The following is an 18,824-nucleotide window of genomic DNA, read 5'->3' on the forward strand; positions in this document are numbered from 1 at the left end:
CCGGTGCGGGGCCCGGGTCAGGAGTCGTCGCCGTCCGCGGTCTCCCGCTCCCCGGTCAGGGTGACGAGCAGGTCGTTGAGGCGGGCGGCGAATTCGGCCGGTTCGTCGACGCGGGCGCCGAGGGTGAGGACGGACTGGCCGTAGAGGACGTGCGCCCAGTCGGCGAGGCGCTCGTCGGGTTCGGCGTCGAGCCGACGGATGAGCGGGTGCTCGGGGTTGATCTCCAGGATGGGCTCGCTCGGCATTCCCGAGCCCTGCATCCGGCGGATGAGGTTCATCTCGAGGTCCGGCTCGCCCGCGACGATGCAGGCCGGCGACGTGGTGAGGCGGTTGGTGGTCCGGACGTCCCGTACGCGGTCGCCGAGGGCCTTCTTGAGGCGCTCCACCAGGGCGGCGAACTGCGTGCCGGCCTTCTCGTTCGCCTCCTTCTCGGCGGCGTCCTCCAGCGCGCCGAGGTCGGCCGCGCCCTGCGCGACGGACTGCAGGCGCCTGCCGTCGAAGTCGGGCAGGCTCGTCACCACCCAGTTGTCGACGGGGTCGCTCAGCAGCAGCACCTCGATGCCCTTCTCACGGAAGATCTCCAGGTGCGGGCTGGACTTGGCGGCGGCGAGCGTGGGGGCGACCAGGTAGTAGATCTTCTCCTGGCCCTCCTTCATGCGGGCCGCGTAGTCGGCGAGCGAGGTGTCCGGCGTGTCGGTGCTCGACGTGGTCGTGGTGAAGCGCAGCAGGCGGGCGATGTCGTCCCGGTTGGAGTAGTCCTCGGCGATCCCCTCCTTGAGGACGGCGCCGAACTCGCCCCAGAAGGTGGCGTACTTGTCCGGTTCCTTCTCGGCCAGGTCCTTCAGCAGCTTCAGCACCCGCTTGACCGCGCTGGACCGGATCGAGTCGACGACGCGGCTGCTCTGCAGGATCTCCCGCGAGACGTTCAGCGGCAGGTCGCTGGAGTCGATCACCCCGCGGACGAAGCGCAGGTAGTTCGGCATGAGCTGCCCGGTGTCGTCCATGATGAAGACCCGCTGGACGTGCAGCTTCACGCCGTGACGTGACTCGGGCATCCACAGGTCGAACGGCGCGTGGGCCGGAACGAACAGCAGCAGCGTGTACTCGTAGGTCCCCTCCATCTTGGCGTGCAGATGGGCGAGGGGGTCGGCGTAGTCGTGCGCGACGTGCTTGTAGAACTCGGTGTACTCCTGCTCGCTGATCTCGCTCTTCGGGCGCGCCCACAGCGCGGACGCCCGGTTGACGACCGTCTCGGCCGGAGCGTCGCTGGACCCGGCGTCCTCGTCCGGCATGAGGATCGGCAGGCTGATGTGGTCGGAGTACTTGCGGATGATCGTACGCAGCCGGTGGTCGCCCAGGAGCTCGTCCTCACCCTCGCGGAGGTGCAGCACGATCTCGGTGCCCCGTGCGGGGTGCTCGATCGTCTCCAGGGTGTACTCACCGCGACCGTCGGACTCCCAGCGGACGCCTTCCGCCGCGGGCAGGCCGGCCCGGCGCGTCGTCAGCGTCACCCGGTCGGCGACGATGAACGCCGAGTAGAAACCGACGCCGAACTGCCCGATGAGCGTCGCGTCCTTCCGCTGGTCGCCGGTGAGGGCCTGGAGGAATTCGCGGGTGCCGGACTTGGCGATGGTGCCGATGTTGTCCATCACCTCCTGCCGGCTCATTCCGATGCCGTTGTCGGAAATGGTGATCGTGCGGGCGTCCTTGTCGTAGGAGACCCGGATCTGCAGCGCCTCGTCGGACTCATCGAGCCCGGGGTCGGTGAGCCTCGCGAACCGCAGGCGGTCGATGGCGTCCGAGGCGTTGGAGATCAGCTCCCGCAGGAAGATCTCCTTGTTGCTGTAAAGCGAGTGAATCATCAGGTCGAGAAGCTGGACGACCTCGGCCTGGAAACCGAACCTCTCTTGTTGCGTCGATGTGCTCATCGGACGAACACTTCTCCTTGCGATCGTCGCTTTCCGGCATTCCTCCGTCGGCCGGTTCCGGCCCCGGATCGGCCAAAGCGTACCGAGAGTTCTCCTCTCGGGCGGCCCGTGACGGGCACGCGCCGTGCCGGCGCCACGCCGGGGGAACGCCCGGCGTGGCGCAGGTGACGTACGGGTCCGGGGCGGTCTTGTCACGCTTCGGGCGGCACGGGCCGTGCCGCCCGCAGGAGCGGCAGGGCGAGGATCAGCGCGATGGCGATCAGGAGGCCGCTGACCCAGACGGGACCGAGGTTCCCCCGGCCCGGGCCGAGGGTGGTCGCCGCGAGGACGGGGCCTCCCGCGGCGCCGATGTTGATGGCCGCCGTCGCGTACGAACCGCCCATGGTGGGGGCGCCGGCCGCCTCGTAGAGCACCCTGGTGATCAGGGTGCCGCCCAGCGCGAACGAGAGCGCGCCCTGTGCGAACACGAGGACGAGCAGCGCGGCCGGCCGGGCGGCCAGCGTCGCCAGCGCGATCCAGCCGAGCGACGACAGCGGGCCGCCGACGGCGATGACCAGGCCGGGACGCCGGTCCGACAGGCGCCCCGCGACGGTGACACCGAGGAAGGAGCCGAGGCCGAAGAGCCCCAGGACGGCCGGGACCCACGGCTCACCCAGCCCGGCGGTGCCGGTCACGACCGGGGCCAGGAAGGTGAAGGTGCCGAAGGTGGCGCCGTTGACCAGTGCTCCGAGCGCCATCACCAGGATGAGCCGGGGCTTGGCGAGCCGGCCGAACTCGGCCCGGAGTGCCGGGCCGGCCGGACCGTACGGCGCGGCCTTGACCGCACGCTCCGGGATGTCCTTGAGGACGCCGAAGGCCGCGGGAAGGCAGAGCAGGGCGATCGCCCAGAAGGTCGCCCGCCAGCCGAGCAGTGTGCCGAGCACCGCGCCGCCGGGAACTCCGACGATGGTGGCCACCGTCGTGCCCGCCAGCAGCACCGCCAGCGCGCGTCCCTTCTGGTCGGCCGCCACCAGCGCGGCCGCGGTCGTCAGAGCCACGGCCAGGAACCCCGCGTTCGCCAGGGCGGCGACCGCGCGGGCGACGAGCAGAACGGCGAAGCTCGTCGTGAGAGCGCTCACGGCGTGGGTCGCCGCGAACACCAGCACGAACGCGAGCAGGCTGCTCCGGGGCGGCCACCGGCGTGCGAGCGCGGCCATCAGCGGAGCGCCGACGACCATCCCGGCCGCGAAGGCCGACGTCAGCAGCCCGGCGGCGCCGACCGGTACGTCGAGGCTCGAGGCGATGTCCGGCAGCAGACCGGCGAGCATGAACTCCGAGGTTCCCATGGCGAAGACCGCCACGGCGAGCAGGTAGAGCGCGAGAGGCACCGAGGACTCCGGGGTGAGGGAGAACGAGAAGGAGACGTCTCGTCACCGCGGCCAGCACCCCGGAGTGCGCGCGCCGGCCCCGAGCAGCGAAGGCTGCCGGGGGCGGACCAAGGGTTCAGTGGTTCAGGGGGCTGACGGCGTGACCGAAAGCCCCCACCTTGGACGCCTCAGGGCTCGACATGACCCGCACAGTACACAACCGCTCCACTCGCCGTACGACGGGTCCGCCCGCGGCCTCGGCGCCGGCCCGTGTCCCCGGCCGGACGGAGGTTTCCGCTCGGACCCGTCCATGCGATGGACAAGAGCTGTCGAAAGACACTTTCGAAAGCGACGGAGCCGGCGAAGCTCTCGGAGTTACCCGACGCGCTTCAGCAGGAGCCCGAGCACGTCGTCGGGCGAATTCATCCCAGCGATCTCCTCGGCCACCGTCGCGGCGCCGTCGGCCACCGCCGGGTCGGCGAGTACCTGCGCGACCGCGTCACCGACCTGGTCCGCGGCATCAATGACCACGGCCGCGCGCGCCTCGGCGGCCCGCGCGGCGTTGAGGGGCTTGTCCAGGCCCATCGGGAACAGGACCATCGGCCGGGCAGCGCTCAGCGCGGACAGCACACTGCCCGCACCCGCGGAGGACACCACCACGTCGACTCCCTCCAGCAACTGCTTCATCGGGACGAAGCCGGCCAGGTGCACCCGCGTGGAGTCGACCTTCCGGTCCGCGAGGTCCGTCGCGGAGTGCGGGGCGACGATGACGTTGACGTCCAACGGGGCCAGCGAATCCAGGATCGCCCCTAGGGTGGAGGGATCATCGACGACCGTACCCAGGGTCACCAAGATCAATGGGCGGTCCTCCCGGCCGTCGAACCGCGGCCGGGACCACGTGCTGCTCTCGTCGGAGTGCGGCTCCGGCCGGATGGTCATCCGCTCGGCGGGCAGCGCGTAGCCGTCCCCGAGCAGGCTGTCGGGCCACGGGTCGACGTAGGCGACGGGCGCCGTCGGGGTCACCCCGTACTGAGCGAAGCGAGCGGCGGCGGCCTGGTCGAGCGCAGCGGCCAGCTGAGAGTCCAGCGGGAGGGCCGCCCCGTGTGCCGCCCAGGGAACGCCGAGCGCAGCGGCGGCGAGCGGGCCGAGGTAGTCGATCATGTCGGCGACGATGAGGTCGGGGGCGAAGTCGCCGGCGGCGGCGAGCGCGGCCTCCGCACCCAGGCTCACCCGGGACTCGACGAAGAATTCGACCGGCCCGGCCGCCATGTCCTGCATCGCATCGACCGCCGTACGGCGGGTGACGTCCTCGAAGGTCTCCGGGATGCTCGGGCCGGCGGGGAGCAAGGGCATTCCAGCGGCGAAAGAGGCCATGGACGGATGGCTGAGCAACGCGACCTCATGACCGGCACTGCGAGCCGCAGCAGCCAGCGGCAACATCGGCAGCAGGTGCCCAAGGGCAGGCGTGCTGGAGAAGAGAAGACGCATGGAACTCCTCAAAACTATGACGGCCGGACCGAGTCATCGGCCGCTCGTGACGGATGCAGAACGTCGGTGGGCGCGCGCCCCCTGCGGGGGCCGGCCCGCCGGGCCGAGGTGCTCGTCTCAGCCGTGTCGGCCCGCGACGTCGGTCTTCATCGTGAACGGCGATACGTTAACAAAAAGCGAACGGTGGTTCACTTTGCCGGAGATGACAGCGGCTTACCTCAACGCCCGGAGCCAGGAGATCCTCACGGCAGCCCTCGCGCTGTTCGCCGAGAAGGGATTCGAACACACCTCGATGGCGGACATCGCCGCCGCGGCAGGAACATCGATCGGGGCGGTGTAGCGCTACTTCGGGATGGGCTTCTTTCGATCTTCGTGCGGCGAAGGCGCCGGCGGCCGTGCTCAGCGCAGGGCGAACCGGTCGATCGGGGGGCGGCCGTCGACCAGGTCGGCGGCGAGTTCGCCGATCAGCGGGGTGAACTTCGCGCCGTGCCCGGAGCAGGCGGAGCAGACCACGAACGGCCCCCGGCGGTCCAGCACGAAGTCCTCGTCGGGTGTCGCGGTGTAGAGGCAGGTCACCTCCGAGCGCGGCTCCGGGTCCACGCCCGGCAGCCAGGTCCGGGCGTACTCGACGGCGCTCTCGCGGGCGGCCGGGTCGACGACGAAGTCCCGGTCGTCCGCGGTCGTCACCGTGCCGCCCACATGCGCGCCGAACTTCAGGGACGGGCCCTCCGGCAGCGCGTACACGTCGAGGGTCGTCTCGCCGTGCACGATGGTCGGCCACGGGCCGGGATCCCTCGTGTCGAAGAAGAAGACCTGCTGCTGGGTGACTGTCAGCGGCGGCAGGGGGACCAGGCCGTCGAGCAGCGGCGCGGTCCAGCCGCCCGCCGCGACGACGACCGTGCGGGCGTGCCAGGTCTCCTGGTCGGTGCGCAGGAGGACGCCGGTGGAGTCCGGCTCCAGGGCCCGGACGGGCGTGTCGTACGCGACGTGCGCGCCGGCCTCGGCGGCGAGCCGGACCAGGGCGGCCATCGACGCCTCCGGATCGAGGACGCCGCCCTCCGGGTCGAACACGACCGGGCCCGTGAAGCGGATGCCGGGCCAGCGGCGGGCCGCCTCGGCGGGGTCGAGCAGTTCGGCGGCGACGCCATGGTCGCGCAGGAGGGCGGCCATGCGCGCGGGCTCCCGGCCGGGCCCGTGGTCGACGCCGCCGGTACGGGTCAGCAGCGGCTCCCCCGCCGACTCGCTCAGCTCCTCCCAGAGCCGCCCGGCCCGGCCGGTCAGTTCGACGTACAGCGGGTCCAGGTAGGCGCGGCGGAAGATCCGGGCGTGGCCGTGCGAACTGCCGCGCCGGTGGCCCGGCCCGTACGCCTCGAAGGCGGCCACGCTCCGGCCCCGCCGGCTCAGCGCCCACGCGGTGGCCGATCCGGCCAGTCCGAGTCCCACGATCGCTACGTCGATGTCGTTCATGCCCTGAATAATGCCTGGTTAGAGAGGTACGTTAGGATAATTGCAGAATACAGATAAACCGTGGGAGGACTCCGGTGACCCAGCCCCGCCCCACCGCGACCCCTGTCGCGGGCACCGGCCGAACGGCGCGCCGATGAGCACACCGGCCTTCGCCGCGCACGGCTGTCCCCTCCTCGACGACGCGACCCTGGGCGCGCTCCTCGCCGGCGCGGCCGCCCGGCGCGCCGCGCCCGTACGGCTGGTCGGCCCGGGCCTGCACGACCTGGCCGCCCGGCTGATCGCCGACGGCGTGCCGGTCGAGGCGTCCGTGCCGCATCGGCGCGACGTTCGCGCACTGCGGCGTGCGGTACGGCGGGCGGGCGGGAACGTCCCGCCGGTCGACGTCGGCCAGGTCGACATCGACCTGCCCCTCCCCGCCGCGAGCGCGCCCGTGATGGTCTGCCGCCTCGACCCGAAGACCTTCGCGTTCCCCCGGCACACCGTCCGCGAACTGGGCCGGGCCTTGGCCCCCGGCGGCGTGGTCGTCGTCCTCCCCGGCGAACGGTCGTCCTGGCCGGCCGGCCTCGTCGACGCGTGGGCGGCGTCGGCCGGCCTCGCGCCGCCCGACCAGCGCGAGACGGGCGGCGCGCTGCCCTTCGCCGGCGCCGTCTACCAGGCACACGACTGACCGACGCGCATTCGACCGGCGTGCGGCCTCCGGCCTGGAGGCCGCACCCACCGTTCTCAGACGGGCGCGAACCCCATCGACTCGTACAGCCTGCGGGCGTGCGCGTTGTCCTCGGTCACCGCGAGGGAGAGCCGGTCGTACCCGAGCCCCGCCAGCGCCCCCATCGCCGCGCGGATGAGCCGGCGGGCCAGACCGCGGCCGGTGTGCGACGAGGCGGTGAACACGAACGCCAGCAGCGGCGTGCCCTGCCACACCGTCACCAGGGCGGCCGCGACGAGGCGGCCGTCCTCCTCGGCGACGAAGGACGCCTCCGGCACGAACGGGCCGTACTTCCCGTCGAATGTCAGCCGGACCTCCTCGGTGGCCGACGCGACGCCGTCGCCGGCGTCCCGCTCGTCGGGGGTACCGCGGTAGGCGTCCCACATGAGCGCGCCGAGGAGCGGCAGGTCCGCCCGGGCCGGCGTGCGGAAGGACGCGTCGACCGGCGCCGGCGGCCAGGACAGCATCGCGTCGAGCCGGTACCGCCGGGGCTCGGCCGGAGTCCGCATCACATCGGCGAGACTAGACCGCAGGGCGGACCGGCATCCGCAGGATCGTGCGCATCTTCTCCGGATCGGTCTCACGGACGTCGGACAGGTACACCTCGTGGTGCAGGCCGTTCGGCACCAGCTCCTTCTCCTTCAGGTAGGCGTCCATCAGCGCGAGCGTGCGCGGCTCGTCGGCGTACGCTCCCCGGTGCAGCACCTGGACGCAGCGTCCCTCGGTGTAGGTGACCAGTTGGACCCTCGGGGCGGCCGGGTGCGGCGCGGCCTGGCGCGCCTCGTCGTACCAGGCGTCCTCCACGGTGTCCGGCAGCCGGAGGAACAGGTGCCAGTGCCACTCCTCGCGCGGCACGTCGAACGGCGACCGTTCGTCCTCGACCCACCACCGGCCTTCGAGCGGCGGCAGGTCGAACGCCCGGCCGTTCCGGGCCGCCGCGCCGCACAGGCTCCCCGCGACCGCGTAGAGCGCTCCGGCGCACGTGTTGTACGCGGCGCCGCCCGGCTCCCCCTGTCCGGAGACGGACGGTCCGCGGGCGGGGCCGAACTCGACGAGCTCGGGCTCGTCGACGGCGACATAGGGGTTCATTCGGACTCCTCCAGTTCGACCATCAGGTGGGTGACGAGCCGCTCCGGCGGCGTGTTCGCCGGGTCGGAGACGTAGACCTCGCGCAGCGGGCCGGTGGGCGTGTGCCCCCGGTCGCCCGCCCAGGCCAGCAGCGCGTGTGCGGTGAGGCCGATCTGGTCGTACGGCCCGACGTGGGTCGCCGACGCGAACAGCCCGCCGCGCAGCACGTCCGGCGCGGTGCCCGGGACGGCCATGTCCGTCTCGGCCGCGACCGTGACCGGGACCTCTGCGGCCAGGTCCAGCGGGAACAGCCCGATCGGCGCCACGGTCGGCCCCGCCGCGGCCAGCGCGCCCATCAGGCGCGCGACGCACGCCGACGTGACCGCGCCGATCCCGTCCGGCGGCGCGACGTCGCGGACGGCGACGACGCGGCGGGCCGGTTCGCGGACCAGGCTCACCTCGGGGCTGGGCAGCCCGTCGGCGAGGATGCGCTCCAGCGCCGCGAGGTTGCGCCGGCGACGCGCGAGGTCGGCCTCCATCGCGTCCCGTACGCCGCCCAGCGCGCCGGTCCCGTCGGCCAGCACCCGGCCGATCGCCGGGAGCGGCACGTCGAGGGAGCGCAGCAGGCCGATGACAAGGGCGTCCCGGGACTGGTCCGGCCGGTAGTAGCGGTATCCGGTGTCCGGGTCGACGTGCGCCGGGACCAGGAGGCCCAGGTCGTCGTAGTTCCGAAGCTGCTTGACGCTCAGCCGGCAGAGCCGGGCGAACCGCCCGATCGGCAGGTATCCCTCGTTCACGGACTTCAGCATGGTGTCTCCCCTAGAAGGAGAGTCCAACGATTCGGGCCGTCAGCCCGTAATGTCGCAGTCGTGGTCGAGCAGATGTGGCGGGCGGTCGGGGTCTACCGGCTCATCGCCCTCGTGTACGCGGCGGTCGTCATCGTGCGCGACCACCACCGGTACGCGCATCCCGGCGGCGGCCTCGTGGCGCTCACCGTGATGGCGGCGTGGTCGGCGCCGGCCACGGCGGCGTACGCACGGGCGCCGGCGCGGCGGCCCTGGGTGGCCGGCGCGGACGTCGCGGTCGCGGCGGCCCTGATCCTCGCCACCCGGCTGGTCGACACGGCCGCCCGCATCGACCACGGCGCGGGGACGCTGCCCCTGTGCTGGGCGGCCGCGCCGGTGCTGGCCTGCGCCGTCGCCGGCGGCCCGTGGGCGGGGTTCGCGGGCGCGGCGGTCCTGTCGGCCGCCGACCTGCTGGAACGCCAGGCGCTGCCGCGCAACACGTTCAACGGCATCGTGCTGCTGCTGATCGCGGGCACGGTCGGCGGTCACGTCGTACGGCTCGTGCTGCGCGCGGAGGCCGCCCTCGACCGCGCGGCCCGGCGGGAGGCGGCGACGGCCGAGCGGCAGCGCATCGCGCGCGACATCCACGACTCGGTCCTGCAGGTCCTCGCGCTGGTCAGCGCGCGCGGCCGGGAGCTCGGCGGTGAGGCGGCCGAGCTGGGCCGGCTCGCCGGGGAGCAGGAGACGGCGCTGCGAACGCTGATCGCGCTCCCCCCGGCCCCGGCCCCGGACGGCCGGCTCGACCTACGGACACTGCTCGAACCCCTGGCCGGCGACCGGGTCACCGTCTCCTGCCCCGCCCAGGAGGTGCTCCTGCCCGAGGCGGCGGCCCGGGCCCTGGCCGCCGCGACCGGCGAGGCGCTCGACAACGTCCGCCGGCACGCGGGTCCGGACGCGCGCGCCTGGGTGCTGCTCGACGACGAGGGCGAGGCCGTCGCGGTCAGCGTCCGGGACGACGGAGTGGGGTTCGCCGCCGGCCGGCTGACCGAGGCGGCCGAGGCCGGCCGCCTCGGCGTCGCGCAGTCCATCGTCGGCCGGGTCGCCGAGCTCGGCGGGGAGGCCGCCGTCCTGTCGGCGCCCGGCAGGGGCACCGAGGTCGAACTACGGATCCCGAGGAACGAGGTCGGACACCATGGACGCTGACGCGCACTCCGAAAAGACGGGGCCCGGCACCGTGGACGGCGGCGCAGGCTCCGGAGGGACGAGGCCCGGCACCGTGGACGCCGGCGCAGGCTCCGGAGGGACGAGGCCCGCGACCATGGACGCCGGCACAGACTCCGCAGGAACGCGGCCCGAGACCGTGGACGCCGGCGGTCCGCCCCGCCTGCTGGTCGTGGACGACCACCCGATCTGGCGCGACGGCATCGCGGACCGGCTGGCGGCGGCCGGCCTCCCGGTCGTGGGCACGGCCGGCGACGGGGCCCAGGCACTGCGGGTGGCCCGGGCCACCCGGCCGCAGGTCGTCCTCCTCGACCTGCACCTGCCGGACCTCGGCGGCGCGGAGGTGACACGGCGGCTGCTGGCCGCGGATCCTTCCGTCCGCGTGCTGGTCCTGTCGGCCAGCGGGGAGCGCCAGGACGTCCTCGACGCCGTGACGGCGGGCGCCACCGGCTACCTGACGAAGTCGGCGTCCCTGGAGGACGTCGTCGCGGCGGTCCGCGCGGCGGCGGCCGGGGAGGCGGTGTTCACGCCCGGGCTGGCCGGACTGGTCCTCGGGGAGTACCGCCGGCTGGTCACGGCGCCGGAGAAGGAGACGCCCCGGCTGACGAACCGGGAGACCGAGGTGCTGCGGCTCGTCGCCAAGGGCCTGACCTACCGCGAGATCGCCGAACGCCTCGTCCTGTCGCACCGCACGGTCCAGAACCACGTGCAGAACACCCTGACCAAGCTGCAGCTGCACAACAAGGCGCAGCTCGTGCGCTACGCGCTGGAACAGGGCCTCGGCTGACCGCCCGGCACCGTCTTGCGGGAGGTCGTCGCACCTACTGGTCGGCGGAGCCGAGCGGGCCGGTGGAGCTGCGGACGACCAGCTCGGGCCGGAAGACCAGCTCGGTGTGCGGCGCGCCGACGCCCTGGATCTCGTCGAGGAGGCTGCGCACCGCGACGAGGGCCATCTCGCGTACGGGCTGGCGGACCGTGGTGAGCGGCGGATCGACGTAGGCCATCAGCGGCGAGTCGTCGAAGCCGATGACGGACACGTCCTCGGGCACCCGCAGGCCGCGCTGACGGGCGGCGCGGATCGCCCCGATCGCCATCATGTCGCTGCCGCAGCAGATCGCGGTGCAGCCCTGGTCGAGCAGCCGCTTCGCCGCGGCCTCGCCGCCCTCGACCGTGAAGATGGTGTTGACGACCTGGTCCCCGACCTCGGTGATCCCGAGGTGCTCGGCCATCCCCCGGCGGTATCCCTCGGTCTTCCGGATGACCGGCACGAACCGCTCCTGGCCGACGGCCAGCCCGATGCGGCGGTGCCCCAGGTGCGCCAGGTGGGCCACTGCCAGCTCCATCGCGCCGACCTCGTCGCTGGAGACGAAGGTGGCGTCGACCCCCTCGGCGTAGCCGTTGATCAGCACGATCGGCAGCCCGCGGTCCGTGAGCCGCTTGTAGCGGCCGTGGTCGGCCTGGGAGTCGGCGTGCAGGCCGGAGACGAAGACGATCCCGGAGACCCCGCGTTCGAGGAGGAGGTCGGTGTAGTCGTCCTCGTTGATGCCGCCGGGAGCGAGCGCGCCGAGCACCGCGGTGTAGCCGTGCACGGCCAGGGTGTTCTCGATGACCTGGGCGAACGCCGGGAAGATGGGGTTGTCCAGCTCGGCGACGATCAGGCCGATGAGCCCGCTGCGCGGCGGCCGGAGGCGGGTGGGCCGTTCGTACCCGAGGACGTCGAGCGCGTCGATGACCGCCTGCCGCGTCGCCGGCGCCACGCCCTGCCGGCCGTTGAGCACCCGGCTCACGGTGGCCTCGCTCACTCCGGCTTGGGCGGCGATGTCCGCCAGGCGCATGCTCACATGCACGAATGTACCGCCGGACGCGATGACCGGCGCTGACGTCACCGCTGCAATCTTTCGCAACCTTGCAGAAAAGTATTGATAACAACCTACGGGCGGGTTACCGTCACGGCGACACAGCGGAAACACACAGCGGTCGCGAGACCCTCGGGGGACCCCGCCCACTCTCCTCACCCCAGGAGGCCCCGCATGCTGAAACGCCTGCTGCCCGCGCTGGCCGTCGCGCTGGCGGCCACGATCACGCCGGTGGCCGGTGCCGGCCCCGCCACGGCGTCGCCCACCGGCGACCACGACGTCATCGCCAACCTCTTCGAGTGGAACTGGAACTCCGTCGCCTCCGAGTGCACGAACGTGCTCGGCCCCGACGGCTACGGCGCCGTCCAGGTCGCCCCGCCCGAGGACTCCCTCACCCGCAGCGGCCACCCGTGGTGGGAGGTCTACCAGCCCGCCGACTACGACGTGAACAGCCGCATGGGCACCCGGTCGCAGTTCGCCGCCATGGTGTCGGCCTGTCACGCCGCGGGCGTGAAGGTGTACGCCGACGCGGTCATCAACCACATGACCGGCCAGGGCAGCACGAGCTACGGCGGCAAGACCTTCTCCAAGTACGACTACCCCGGCATCTACTCCTCGGCCGACTTCCACAACTACCCGTCGGACTGCCCGGAGTCCGACGACCAGATCCACAACTGGAACGACTACACCGAGGTCACCAAGTGCGAGCTGAGCAGCCTGTCGGACCTGCGCACCGAGTCCGACTACGTGCGCGGGAAGATCGCCGGTTACCTCAACGACCTGCTCTCCCTCGGCGTTGACGGCTTCCGCGTCGACGCCGCGAAGCACATCGGCGCCACCGACCTGGCCGCCATCGAGGGCAAGCTCACCCGGTCGGCGTACATCTACCAGGAGGTCATGCCCGGCGGCAGCGGCAGCCTCGCGCCGAGCGCCTTCGAGGGCACCGGTGACCTGCTGGAGTTCGTGTACGGCCAGAAGCTCAAGGACCAGTTCAACGGCGGCATCGCCAACCTGCAGAGCTTCGGGCAGTCCTGGGGCATGGAGCCGAGCAACAAGTCCGTCGTCTTCGTCGCCAACCACGACACCGAGCGGAACGGCAGCACGCTGTCCTACAAGGACGGCGCGAAGTACCGGCTGGCCACGATCTTCTCGCTGGCCTGGAACTTCGGTACCCCGCAGGTCTACTCCGGCTTCGACTTCAGCGGCACAGACGACTCCCCGCCCGCGGACGGCAACGGATACGTGACCGCCACCACCTGCGCGAGCGGCTGGCAGGGCTGCCTCGACCGCGTGCTCGGCGGCATGGTCGGCTGGCACAACGCGGTGAAGGGCACGTCCGTCGCGAACTGGTGGTCCGACGGCTCGAACCAGATCGCCTTCGGCCGCGGCGCGAAGGGCTACGTCGCCATCAACAACTCCGGCAGCACGCTGAGCCGGACGTTCGCCACCGGCCTGCCCGCCGGGACGTACTGCGACGTCATCGGCGGCGGTGTCTCCTCCGGCAAGTGCACCGGCACGGCCGTCACGGTGGACGGCTCCGGCAACGCGACCTTCTCCGTCAGCCCGGGGAGCGCCGTGGCGATCGACGTCGCGGCCACCGGGACCGGCGGCGGGGGCGGCGGCACCGGCGTCGTGCAGGTGACGTTCAACGAGTACGCGACGACGTACTACGGGCAGAACGTCTTCGTGGTCGGCTCGATCCCGGCGCTGGGCACCTGGGCTCCGGGCAGCGCCGTCGCACTGTCGTCGGCGGGCTACCCGACCTGGTCCGCCACCGTGTCCCTGCCGGCGAACACCACGTTCCAGTACAAGTACGTCAAGAAGAACCCGGACGGCTCGGTCACCTGGGAGTCCGACCCGAACCGGTCGTACACCACCGGATCCGGCGGCACCGCCACCATCAACGACAGCTGGCGCTGACCCGCGCGTACCGGCGCCCGGGGCCCCTGGCGGTTCCGGGCGCCCGCGCGTCAGGCGGCCTGCTCCTGAACCGGCGCCCGGCGCCGCGTCCGGCGAAGCAGCTCCCGCGGCGTCCGGCCACCGGCGAAGCACCACAGGGCGATGACCGGATCGCAGATCGCGCAGCCCATGGACGAGCCGTGCTCGAACGGGACGATGGGGTGGCCCTTGAGGTGGTGGACGACGTCCCATGCGGTGTGCAGCAGCCAGCCGACGCCGATCCAGCCCCACGAGTTCAGGCCGCGGAAGGCGACGTAGACGAGCAGCGCGGTGAAGGCGAATTCGAAGCCGCCCATGCCGCCGCCGCTGAGGTAGGCGGCGCCGGCTCCGGCGATCATGAGTGCGTTGACGGTCCGCCGGTGCGGTTCCCGGATGACGGACATCAGCAGCGCGTAGACGATGCCGATGCCGATCGGCGCGATGTAGGGCAGAAACTCCATGCTCCATGGGTACGCGGGCGGCGGCGCGGCTCCCAGTGGCGTGAGTGACAGGTTCCAACGGGTTCTCGCCAACCACGCGGAGACGCCGTCGACCGCCGCCCTTCGCTGACCTGCCGCTTCGATTCGATCGACACCGAAACGACTATGGGAGCGCTCCCAACCCACGGTTGCGTTCTCGTAACGGCCCATTGCGCCACCGGAGTGACGGGCTTAACATTCCGGCAATCGAAGCGCTTCGACAGGAGCGGGACCTTGGTAAAGATCTCTGACGTGGCCCGCCACGCAGGCGTCTCCCCCAGCACGGTGTCGTACGTGCTGAGCGGGAAGCGGTCGATCTCCGACCAGACGCGCCGCCGGGTCATGGACAGTATCCGGGCCCTGGGCTACCGCCCGCACGCGGGCGCCCGCGCGCTGGCCAGCAACCGCTCCAACGTCATCGCGCTCGTCGTCCCCCTGCGCTCGGGCATCCACGTGCCCATCGTGATGCAGATGGTCATCGCGGCCGTCACCAGCGCCCGCACGTACGACCACGACGTCCTGCTGCTGACCCAGGACGAGGGCATCGGCGGCCTCGAGCGGGTCGCCGGCTCGTCCCTCGTCGACGCGATCATCGTGATGGACGTCGAGATGCACGACGTACGGCTGCCGGTGCTGCGCTCGCTGGACCGGCCGTCGGTGCTGATCGGTTTCCCCGCGGAGCCGAGCGGGCTGACCTGCATCGACTGGGACTTCGAGGCGGCCGGCGCGGCCTGCGCCGAATACCTGGCCGACCTCGGGCACCGCGAGATCGCGCTGATCGGCGCGCCGCCCGCGGTGTACGAACGCGGCACCGGCTTCGCCGAGCGCACGAAGGCCGGCTTCCAGCGGGCCGCCGCCGAACGCGGCGTGATCGCGGTCGTCCGGCCCTGCGACCCGGACCACGCGCGGGAGGCCGCCGACGACCTCCTGCGCGACCACCCCGGCCTGACCGGCATCGCGGTCCACAACGAGCCGGCGGTCGAACCGCTGCTCTCGGCGTTCCGCGCGACCGGGCGCCGTATCCCCGACGACCTGTCCTTCATCGCGATCGCTCCCGACGACCTCGCGGAGCGGCTCGACCTCACCTCGATCTCCATTCCCGCCGAGGAACTCGGCCGCCAGGCGGTCGCCCTGCTCATGGAGAAGCTGGACGGCCACCAGCCGCCCGGCGCCACCCTGCTCCCCTCCCGCCTCGTCGTCCGGTCCAGCACACCGGCGGCCTGACGAACCCACCGACTCTCCTTTTCGGCACTCGTCGAAGCGCTTCGACAGTTTTTCACCCCCTGGAGGAACCCCCGATGTTGAAGGCGACAAAGGCGCTCGCGGCCCTGGCCGCGGCGGCGCTGGCCCTTTCCGCGTGCGGCGGCGGAGGCGGCGGCTCTTCGTCCAAAGAGCTGAAGCTGTGGCACTACGAGACCCAGGACAGCGCCATGGGGGTGGCGTGGAACCAGGCGATCAAGGAGTTCGAGGCCGCGCACCCGGGCGTCAAGGTGAAGTTCGAAGAGAAGAGCTTCGAACAGATGCAGAAGACGGCGCCGATGATCCTGAACTCCAAGGACGCGCCGGACATCATGGAGTACAACAAGGGCAACGCGACCGCCGGCCTGCTGGCCAAACAGGGCCTGCTCACCGACATGACCGCCGAGGTCACCAAGCGCGGCTGGGACAAACTGCTCCCGCCGAGCGTCGCCGAGACGGCGAAGTACGACGCCAAGGGCGTCATGGGCGGCGACAAGTGGTACGGCGTCCCGAACTACGCCGAGTACCTGCAGGTTTATTACAACAAGTCGCTGTTCGACAAATACGGCATCAAGGTGCCGACGACCTTCGACGAGTTCACCAAGGCGATGGACACGTTCGTGCAGAAGGGCGTCACGCCGCTGTCCAACGCCGGCGCGGAGTACCCGGCACAGCAGTACCTCTACCAGCTCGCACTGAGCAAGGCGGACAAGCCCTGGGTCGACCGGTACGAGCGCTACACCGGCAAGGTCGACTTCCACGACCCGGCGTGGACCTACGCCGCGAACACCTTCAACGACTGGGTGAAGAAGGGCTACATCGCCAAGAACTCCTCGGGCCTCAAGGCCGAGGACGCCGGCACGGCCTTCATCGCCGGCAAGTTCCCGATGTTCTTCTCCGGCAGCTGGTGGTACGGCCGCTACGAGAAGGAGATCAAGAACTTCCAGTGGGACACCTTCCTCTGGCCGGACACCAAGCTCACGCTCGGGTCCAGCGGCAACCTCTGGGTCGTCCCGAAGGGGTCCAAGAACAAGGACCTCGCCTATGACTTCATCAACATCACGATGAAGAAGGAGATCCAGAACCTTCTCGCCGACAACGGCGGCGTGCCGGTCGCCGGTGACCCCGCCGGCGTGAAGGACCCGAAGAACAAGAAGCTCATCGAGAACTACCAGACCCTGGCCAACAACGACGCACTGGGCTTCTACCCGGACTGGCCGGCGCCGGCCTTCTACGACGTGCTCGTGGCCGGGACGCAGAAGCTGATCACCGGTTCGGCGCCCCCGAGCTCGGTCCTCGACGGCTTCGCCAAGGCGTACAACGAGAACCTCTCGAACATCGGCCACTGAGACACCGCCGACCGCGGGGAGCGGGGCGGCTCCGGCCGCCCGCTCCCCGTACCGGAGAGACACGATGACCCAAACCCTGAGCGCGCCGCCCGCGAAGGCCGTCTCCAAGCCCGCCGGCCGGCCACGTGACGGCCTGTCCTACTCCGTCTACCTGATCCCCAGCACGGTCCTGTTCATCGGGGTCATCCTGGTGCCGTTCGTCATGAACATCGGCTTCAGCCTGACCAAGTGGGACGGCATCGGCTCGCCGAAGTGGGTCGGGCTGGACAACTACACCAAGCTGCTGTCCGACGGGGCCTTCTGGTCCTCGTTCGCGCACAACGTCGCGCTCGTCATCGCGATGGCGATCGTCCCATTGCTGGTCGGGCTCGTCCTGGCGTCCGTGCTGTTCGACGTCATCGCCAAGCGGTTCGGCCCGCGCACGACCGCGATCCTGCGGGCCTGCATCTACCTGCCGCAGGTGCTGCCGTTCGCGGTGGCCGGCATCGTCTGGGCCTGGATCCTCGCCCCCGACAACGGCGCGCTCAACGCCGTCCTCAAGGCGATCGGCCTGAAGTCGCTCCAGGAGGACTGGCTGGGCGACCCGAAGCTCGCGCTCTACACCGTGATGGGCGTGCTGGTCTGGGTGCAGATCGGCTTCCCACTCGTCGTCTTCATGGCGGGCCTGCAGCGGGTCGACCCGTCCCTGTACGAGGCCGCCGACATCGACGGCGCGTCGTGGTGGCGGAAGTTCTGGTACATCACGATCCCGCAGATCCGCCCGGAGATCTACGTGGTGCTGCTGACCTGCACGGTCGCCGCCATCAAGAGCTTCGACAAGGTCTTCATCCTGACCCGTGGCGGCCCCGGCGGAGCGACCAACGTGCCCGCCTACTACTCGTACCAGAACTTCTTCGAGAAGACCCAGGTCGGCTACGGCGCCGCGATCGCGACCGTGCTGACGCTCATCATCGTCGTGGTCATGGCGGTGCTGATCAGCCGCCAGAACAAGGCCGAGGAGGCGGACTCATGACCGAGCGCAGCGAGGGCATCAAGAGGCACAGCAGCTTGCTCATGAGGCCGACGAAGGAGGCCTCATGAGCTCCATCAGCGTCAAACGCGGGACGTCCGCCGCGCACCGGCGCACTCCGGGCGCGTGGGCGGTGCTCCTGGCGCTCGCCGTGCTCGCGGTCGTGATGCTGCTGCCGTTCGTCATCATCACGTTCAACGCGTTCAAGACCCCGGCGGAGTACTCCAGCCACGGGCCGCTCAGCGTGCCGAAGGGCTTCTACCTCCAGGGCATCAAGGACTTCTGGAATCGCGTCGACTTCGGCGCCAAGCTCGTCAACAGCCTGATCATCAGCGGCTCGGTCGCCGTGCTCGCGGTGATCCTGTCGGTGCTGAACTCCTACGCCCTCGGCATCGGCCGGATCAAGGGCCGGGTGTGGATCCTCGTGCTGTTCCTGCTGGCCAACACGATGCCGCAGGAGGTGCTGGTCTACCCGCTGTACTTCCTGTCGAAGAAGGTCGACCTGTACGACACGCGGCTCAGCGTGATCATCATCTTCACCGCCATCCAGACGGCGTTCGGCACGTACCTGCTGTCGTCGGTGCTGTCGACGTTCCCCCGGGAGATCCTCGAGGCGGCGCGGATGGACGGCGCGGGACGGTTCCGCATCCTGTGGCGCGTCGTCGTCCCGATCAGCCGGCCGACCCTCGGCGTGCTGTTCGTCTTCTTCTTCATCTGGACGTGGAACGAGTTCTTCCTCCCGATGATCTTCCTGATCTCCAACGAGAACCAGACGGTGCCGGTCGCGCTCGGCGTCCTGCAGGGCCAGAAGATGATGGACGCGACCATGACCAGCGCCTCGGCCCTGCTCGGCATCATCCCGGCGGTCGTCTTCTTCCTGATCTTCCAGCGCACCCTCACCCGCGGCATCACCGTGGGTGCGGTCAAGTAGGACAAGGACTCACT

Annotated in this window: 18 protein-coding genes; 9 read left to right on the forward strand and 9 right to left on the reverse strand. The window is 71.1% G+C overall.

The annotated features are described in order from the left end of the window. Positions 1 to 17: 17 nt before the first annotated feature. The 3 genes from htpG to NDW01_RS25725 all read right to left on the reverse strand — a co-directional run bounded on the left by htpG (position 18) and on the right by NDW01_RS25725 (position 4,762). Complete coding sequence (htpG, locus tag NDW01_RS25715) at positions 18 to 1,928, reverse strand: molecular chaperone HtpG (protein ID WP_252824601.1); 1,911 nt, start codon at positions 1,926 to 1,928, stop codon at positions 18 to 20. 191 nt (positions 1,929 to 2,119) lie between these two features. Next, the gene (locus NDW01_RS25720; protein WP_252824603.1) at positions 2,120 to 3,295 is read right to left on the reverse strand and encodes a Cmx/CmrA family chloramphenicol efflux MFS transporter; all 1,176 of its coding nucleotides are present in this window, start codon (positions 3,293 to 3,295) and stop codon (positions 2,120 to 2,122) included. 354 nt (positions 3,296 to 3,649) lie between these two features. After that, positions 3,650 to 4,762 (reverse strand): glycosyltransferase, encoded by a 1,113-nt coding sequence (locus NDW01_RS25725; RefSeq protein ID WP_252824605.1) that lies wholly within the window; start codon positions 4,760 to 4,762, stop codon positions 3,650 to 3,652. A 202-nt stretch (positions 4,763 to 4,964) separates the two neighbouring features. Here NDW01_RS25725 and NDW01_RS25730 point away from each other — a divergent pair, with 202 nt between their 5' ends. After that, complete coding sequence (locus NDW01_RS25730) at positions 4,965 to 5,102, forward strand: TetR family transcriptional regulator (protein ID WP_252824607.1); 138 nt, start codon at positions 4,965 to 4,967, stop codon at positions 5,100 to 5,102. 59 nt (positions 5,103 to 5,161) lie between these two features. Here the strand turns inward: NDW01_RS25730 and solA are convergent, their stop codons facing one another. Next, on the reverse strand, positions 5,162 to 6,229 hold the full coding sequence (gene solA, locus NDW01_RS25735) for an N-methyl-L-tryptophan oxidase (protein WP_252824610.1): 1,068 nt from the start codon (positions 6,227 to 6,229) through the stop codon (positions 5,162 to 5,164). Positions 6,230 to 6,362: 133 nt separating this feature from the next. Between solA and NDW01_RS25740 the strand changes: the two genes are divergently transcribed. Beyond that, positions 6,363 to 6,896 (forward strand): hypothetical protein, encoded by a 534-nt coding sequence (locus NDW01_RS25740; RefSeq protein ID WP_252824612.1) that lies wholly within the window; start codon positions 6,363 to 6,365, stop codon positions 6,894 to 6,896. Between the two features lie 56 nt (positions 6,897 to 6,952). Here the strand turns inward: NDW01_RS25740 and NDW01_RS25745 are convergent, their stop codons facing one another. Genes NDW01_RS25745 through NDW01_RS25755 form a run of 3 tightly spaced genes read right to left on the reverse strand, consistent with a single transcriptional unit; the run spans position 6,953 to position 8,812 of the window. Continuing rightward, positions 6,953 to 7,444 carry a GNAT family N-acetyltransferase gene (locus tag NDW01_RS25745; protein ID WP_252825053.1) on the reverse strand — a complete coding sequence of 164 codons (492 nt, stop codon included), beginning with the start codon at positions 7,442 to 7,444 and terminating at the stop codon, positions 6,953 to 6,955. Between the two features lie 13 nt (positions 7,445 to 7,457). Then, complete coding sequence (locus NDW01_RS25750; protein WP_252824614.1) at positions 7,458 to 8,024, reverse strand: GyrI-like domain-containing protein; 567 nt, start codon at positions 8,022 to 8,024, stop codon at positions 7,458 to 7,460. Beyond that, positions 8,021 to 8,812: a MerR family transcriptional regulator gene (locus NDW01_RS25755; RefSeq protein ID WP_252824615.1), complete on the reverse strand. Its 792-nt coding sequence runs from the start codon at positions 8,810 to 8,812 to the stop codon at positions 8,021 to 8,023. Before NDW01_RS25755 ends, NDW01_RS25750 begins: the two co-directional genes overlap by 4 nt. A gap of 60 nt (positions 8,813 to 8,872) precedes the next feature. Between NDW01_RS25755 and macS the strand changes: the two genes are divergently transcribed. Together macS and NDW01_RS25765 are read left to right on the forward strand one after the other, a co-directional pair. Continuing rightward, complete coding sequence (macS, locus tag NDW01_RS25760) at positions 8,873 to 9,991, forward strand: MacS family sensor histidine kinase (RefSeq protein WP_252824617.1); 1,119 nt, start codon at positions 8,873 to 8,875, stop codon at positions 9,989 to 9,991. 115 nt (positions 9,992 to 10,106) lie between these two features. Beyond that, positions 10,107 to 10,796: a response regulator transcription factor gene (locus NDW01_RS25765; RefSeq protein WP_252824620.1), complete on the forward strand. Its 690-nt coding sequence runs from the start codon at positions 10,107 to 10,109 to the stop codon at positions 10,794 to 10,796. 34 nt (positions 10,797 to 10,830) lie between these two features. Here NDW01_RS25765 and NDW01_RS25770 read toward each other — a convergent pair whose 3' ends face one another. Then, positions 10,831 to 11,850 carry a LacI family DNA-binding transcriptional regulator gene (locus tag NDW01_RS25770; protein WP_252785513.1) on the reverse strand — a complete coding sequence of 340 codons (1,020 nt, stop codon included), beginning with the start codon at positions 11,848 to 11,850 and terminating at the stop codon, positions 10,831 to 10,833. Between the two features lie 189 nt (positions 11,851 to 12,039). Here NDW01_RS25770 and NDW01_RS25775 point away from each other — a divergent pair, with 189 nt between their 5' ends. After that, on the forward strand, positions 12,040 to 13,785 hold the full coding sequence (locus tag NDW01_RS25775; protein ID WP_252824629.1) for a carbohydrate-binding module family 20 domain-containing protein: 1,746 nt from the start codon (positions 12,040 to 12,042) through the stop codon (positions 13,783 to 13,785). A 50-nt stretch (positions 13,786 to 13,835) separates the two neighbouring features. Here the strand turns inward: NDW01_RS25775 and NDW01_RS25780 are convergent, their stop codons facing one another. Continuing rightward, the gene (locus tag NDW01_RS25780) at positions 13,836 to 14,264 is read right to left on the reverse strand and encodes a DUF6010 family protein (protein ID WP_252824631.1); all 429 of its coding nucleotides are present in this window, start codon (positions 14,262 to 14,264) and stop codon (positions 13,836 to 13,838) included. 270 nt (positions 14,265 to 14,534) lie between these two features. On the opposite strand from NDW01_RS25780, the gene NDW01_RS25785 reads away from it, so the two are divergent. From NDW01_RS25785 to NDW01_RS25800, 4 genes are all read left to right on the forward strand, one after another. Then, positions 14,535 to 15,506 carry a LacI family DNA-binding transcriptional regulator gene (locus NDW01_RS25785; RefSeq protein WP_252824633.1) on the forward strand — a complete coding sequence of 324 codons (972 nt, stop codon included), beginning with the start codon at positions 14,535 to 14,537 and terminating at the stop codon, positions 15,504 to 15,506. A 74-nt stretch (positions 15,507 to 15,580) separates the two neighbouring features. Continuing rightward, entirely contained in the window at positions 15,581 to 16,870 is a 1,290-nt protein-coding gene (locus tag NDW01_RS25790; protein ID WP_252824635.1) for an extracellular solute-binding protein, read from the forward strand. Positions 16,871 to 16,934: 64 nt separating this feature from the next. Next, positions 16,935 to 17,882 (forward strand): carbohydrate ABC transporter permease, encoded by a 948-nt coding sequence (locus tag NDW01_RS25795; RefSeq protein WP_252824637.1) that lies wholly within the window; start codon positions 16,935 to 16,937, stop codon positions 17,880 to 17,882. A gap of 64 nt (positions 17,883 to 17,946) precedes the next feature. After that, complete coding sequence (locus NDW01_RS25800; protein WP_252824639.1) at positions 17,947 to 18,810, forward strand: carbohydrate ABC transporter permease; 864 nt, start codon at positions 17,947 to 17,949, stop codon at positions 18,808 to 18,810. Positions 18,811 to 18,824 lie beyond the last annotated feature (14 nt).

Origin of the sequence: Actinoallomurus soli, assembly GCF_024055715.1 — a bacterium.
GTDB classification, from domain to species: domain Bacteria; phylum Actinomycetota; class Actinomycetes; order Streptosporangiales; family Streptosporangiaceae; genus Actinoallomurus; species Actinoallomurus soli.

Excerpts from the sequence above, each read along its gene's own strand:
- htpG (WP_252824601.1), bottom strand. The coding sequence starts at position 1,928 with ATGAGCACATCGACGCAACAAGAGAGGTTCGGTTTCCAGGCCGAGGTC.
- NDW01_RS25725 (WP_252824605.1), bottom strand. The coding sequence starts at position 4,762 with ATGCGTCTTCTCTTCTCCAGCACGCCTGCCCTTGGGCACCTGCTGCCG.
- NDW01_RS25730 (WP_252824607.1), top strand. The coding sequence starts at position 4,965 with ATGACAGCGGCTTACCTCAACGCCCGGAGCCAGGAGATCCTCACGGCA.
- solA (WP_252824610.1), bottom strand. The coding sequence starts at position 6,229 with ATGAACGACATCGACGTAGCGATCGTGGGACTCGGACTGGCCGGATCG.
- NDW01_RS25740 (WP_252824612.1), top strand. The coding sequence starts at position 6,363 with ATGAGCACACCGGCCTTCGCCGCGCACGGCTGTCCCCTCCTCGACGAC.
- NDW01_RS25745 (WP_252825053.1), bottom strand. The coding sequence starts at position 7,444 with ATGCGGACTCCGGCCGAGCCCCGGCGGTACCGGCTCGACGCGATGCTG.
- NDW01_RS25750 (WP_252824614.1), bottom strand. The coding sequence starts at position 8,024 with ATGAACCCCTATGTCGCCGTCGACGAGCCCGAGCTCGTCGAGTTCGGC.
- NDW01_RS25755 (WP_252824615.1), bottom strand. The coding sequence starts at position 8,812 with ATGCTGAAGTCCGTGAACGAGGGATACCTGCCGATCGGGCGGTTCGCC.
- NDW01_RS25765 (WP_252824620.1), top strand. The coding sequence starts at position 10,107 with ATGGACGCCGGCACAGACTCCGCAGGAACGCGGCCCGAGACCGTGGAC.
- NDW01_RS25775 (WP_252824629.1), top strand. The coding sequence starts at position 12,040 with ATGCTGAAACGCCTGCTGCCCGCGCTGGCCGTCGCGCTGGCGGCCACG.
- NDW01_RS25780 (WP_252824631.1), bottom strand. The coding sequence starts at position 14,264 with ATGGAGTTTCTGCCCTACATCGCGCCGATCGGCATCGGCATCGTCTAC.
- NDW01_RS25790 (WP_252824635.1), top strand. The coding sequence starts at position 15,581 with ATGTTGAAGGCGACAAAGGCGCTCGCGGCCCTGGCCGCGGCGGCGCTG.
- NDW01_RS25795 (WP_252824637.1), top strand. The coding sequence starts at position 16,935 with ATGACCCAAACCCTGAGCGCGCCGCCCGCGAAGGCCGTCTCCAAGCCC.
- NDW01_RS25800 (WP_252824639.1), top strand. The coding sequence starts at position 17,947 with ATGAGCTCCATCAGCGTCAAACGCGGGACGTCCGCCGCGCACCGGCGC.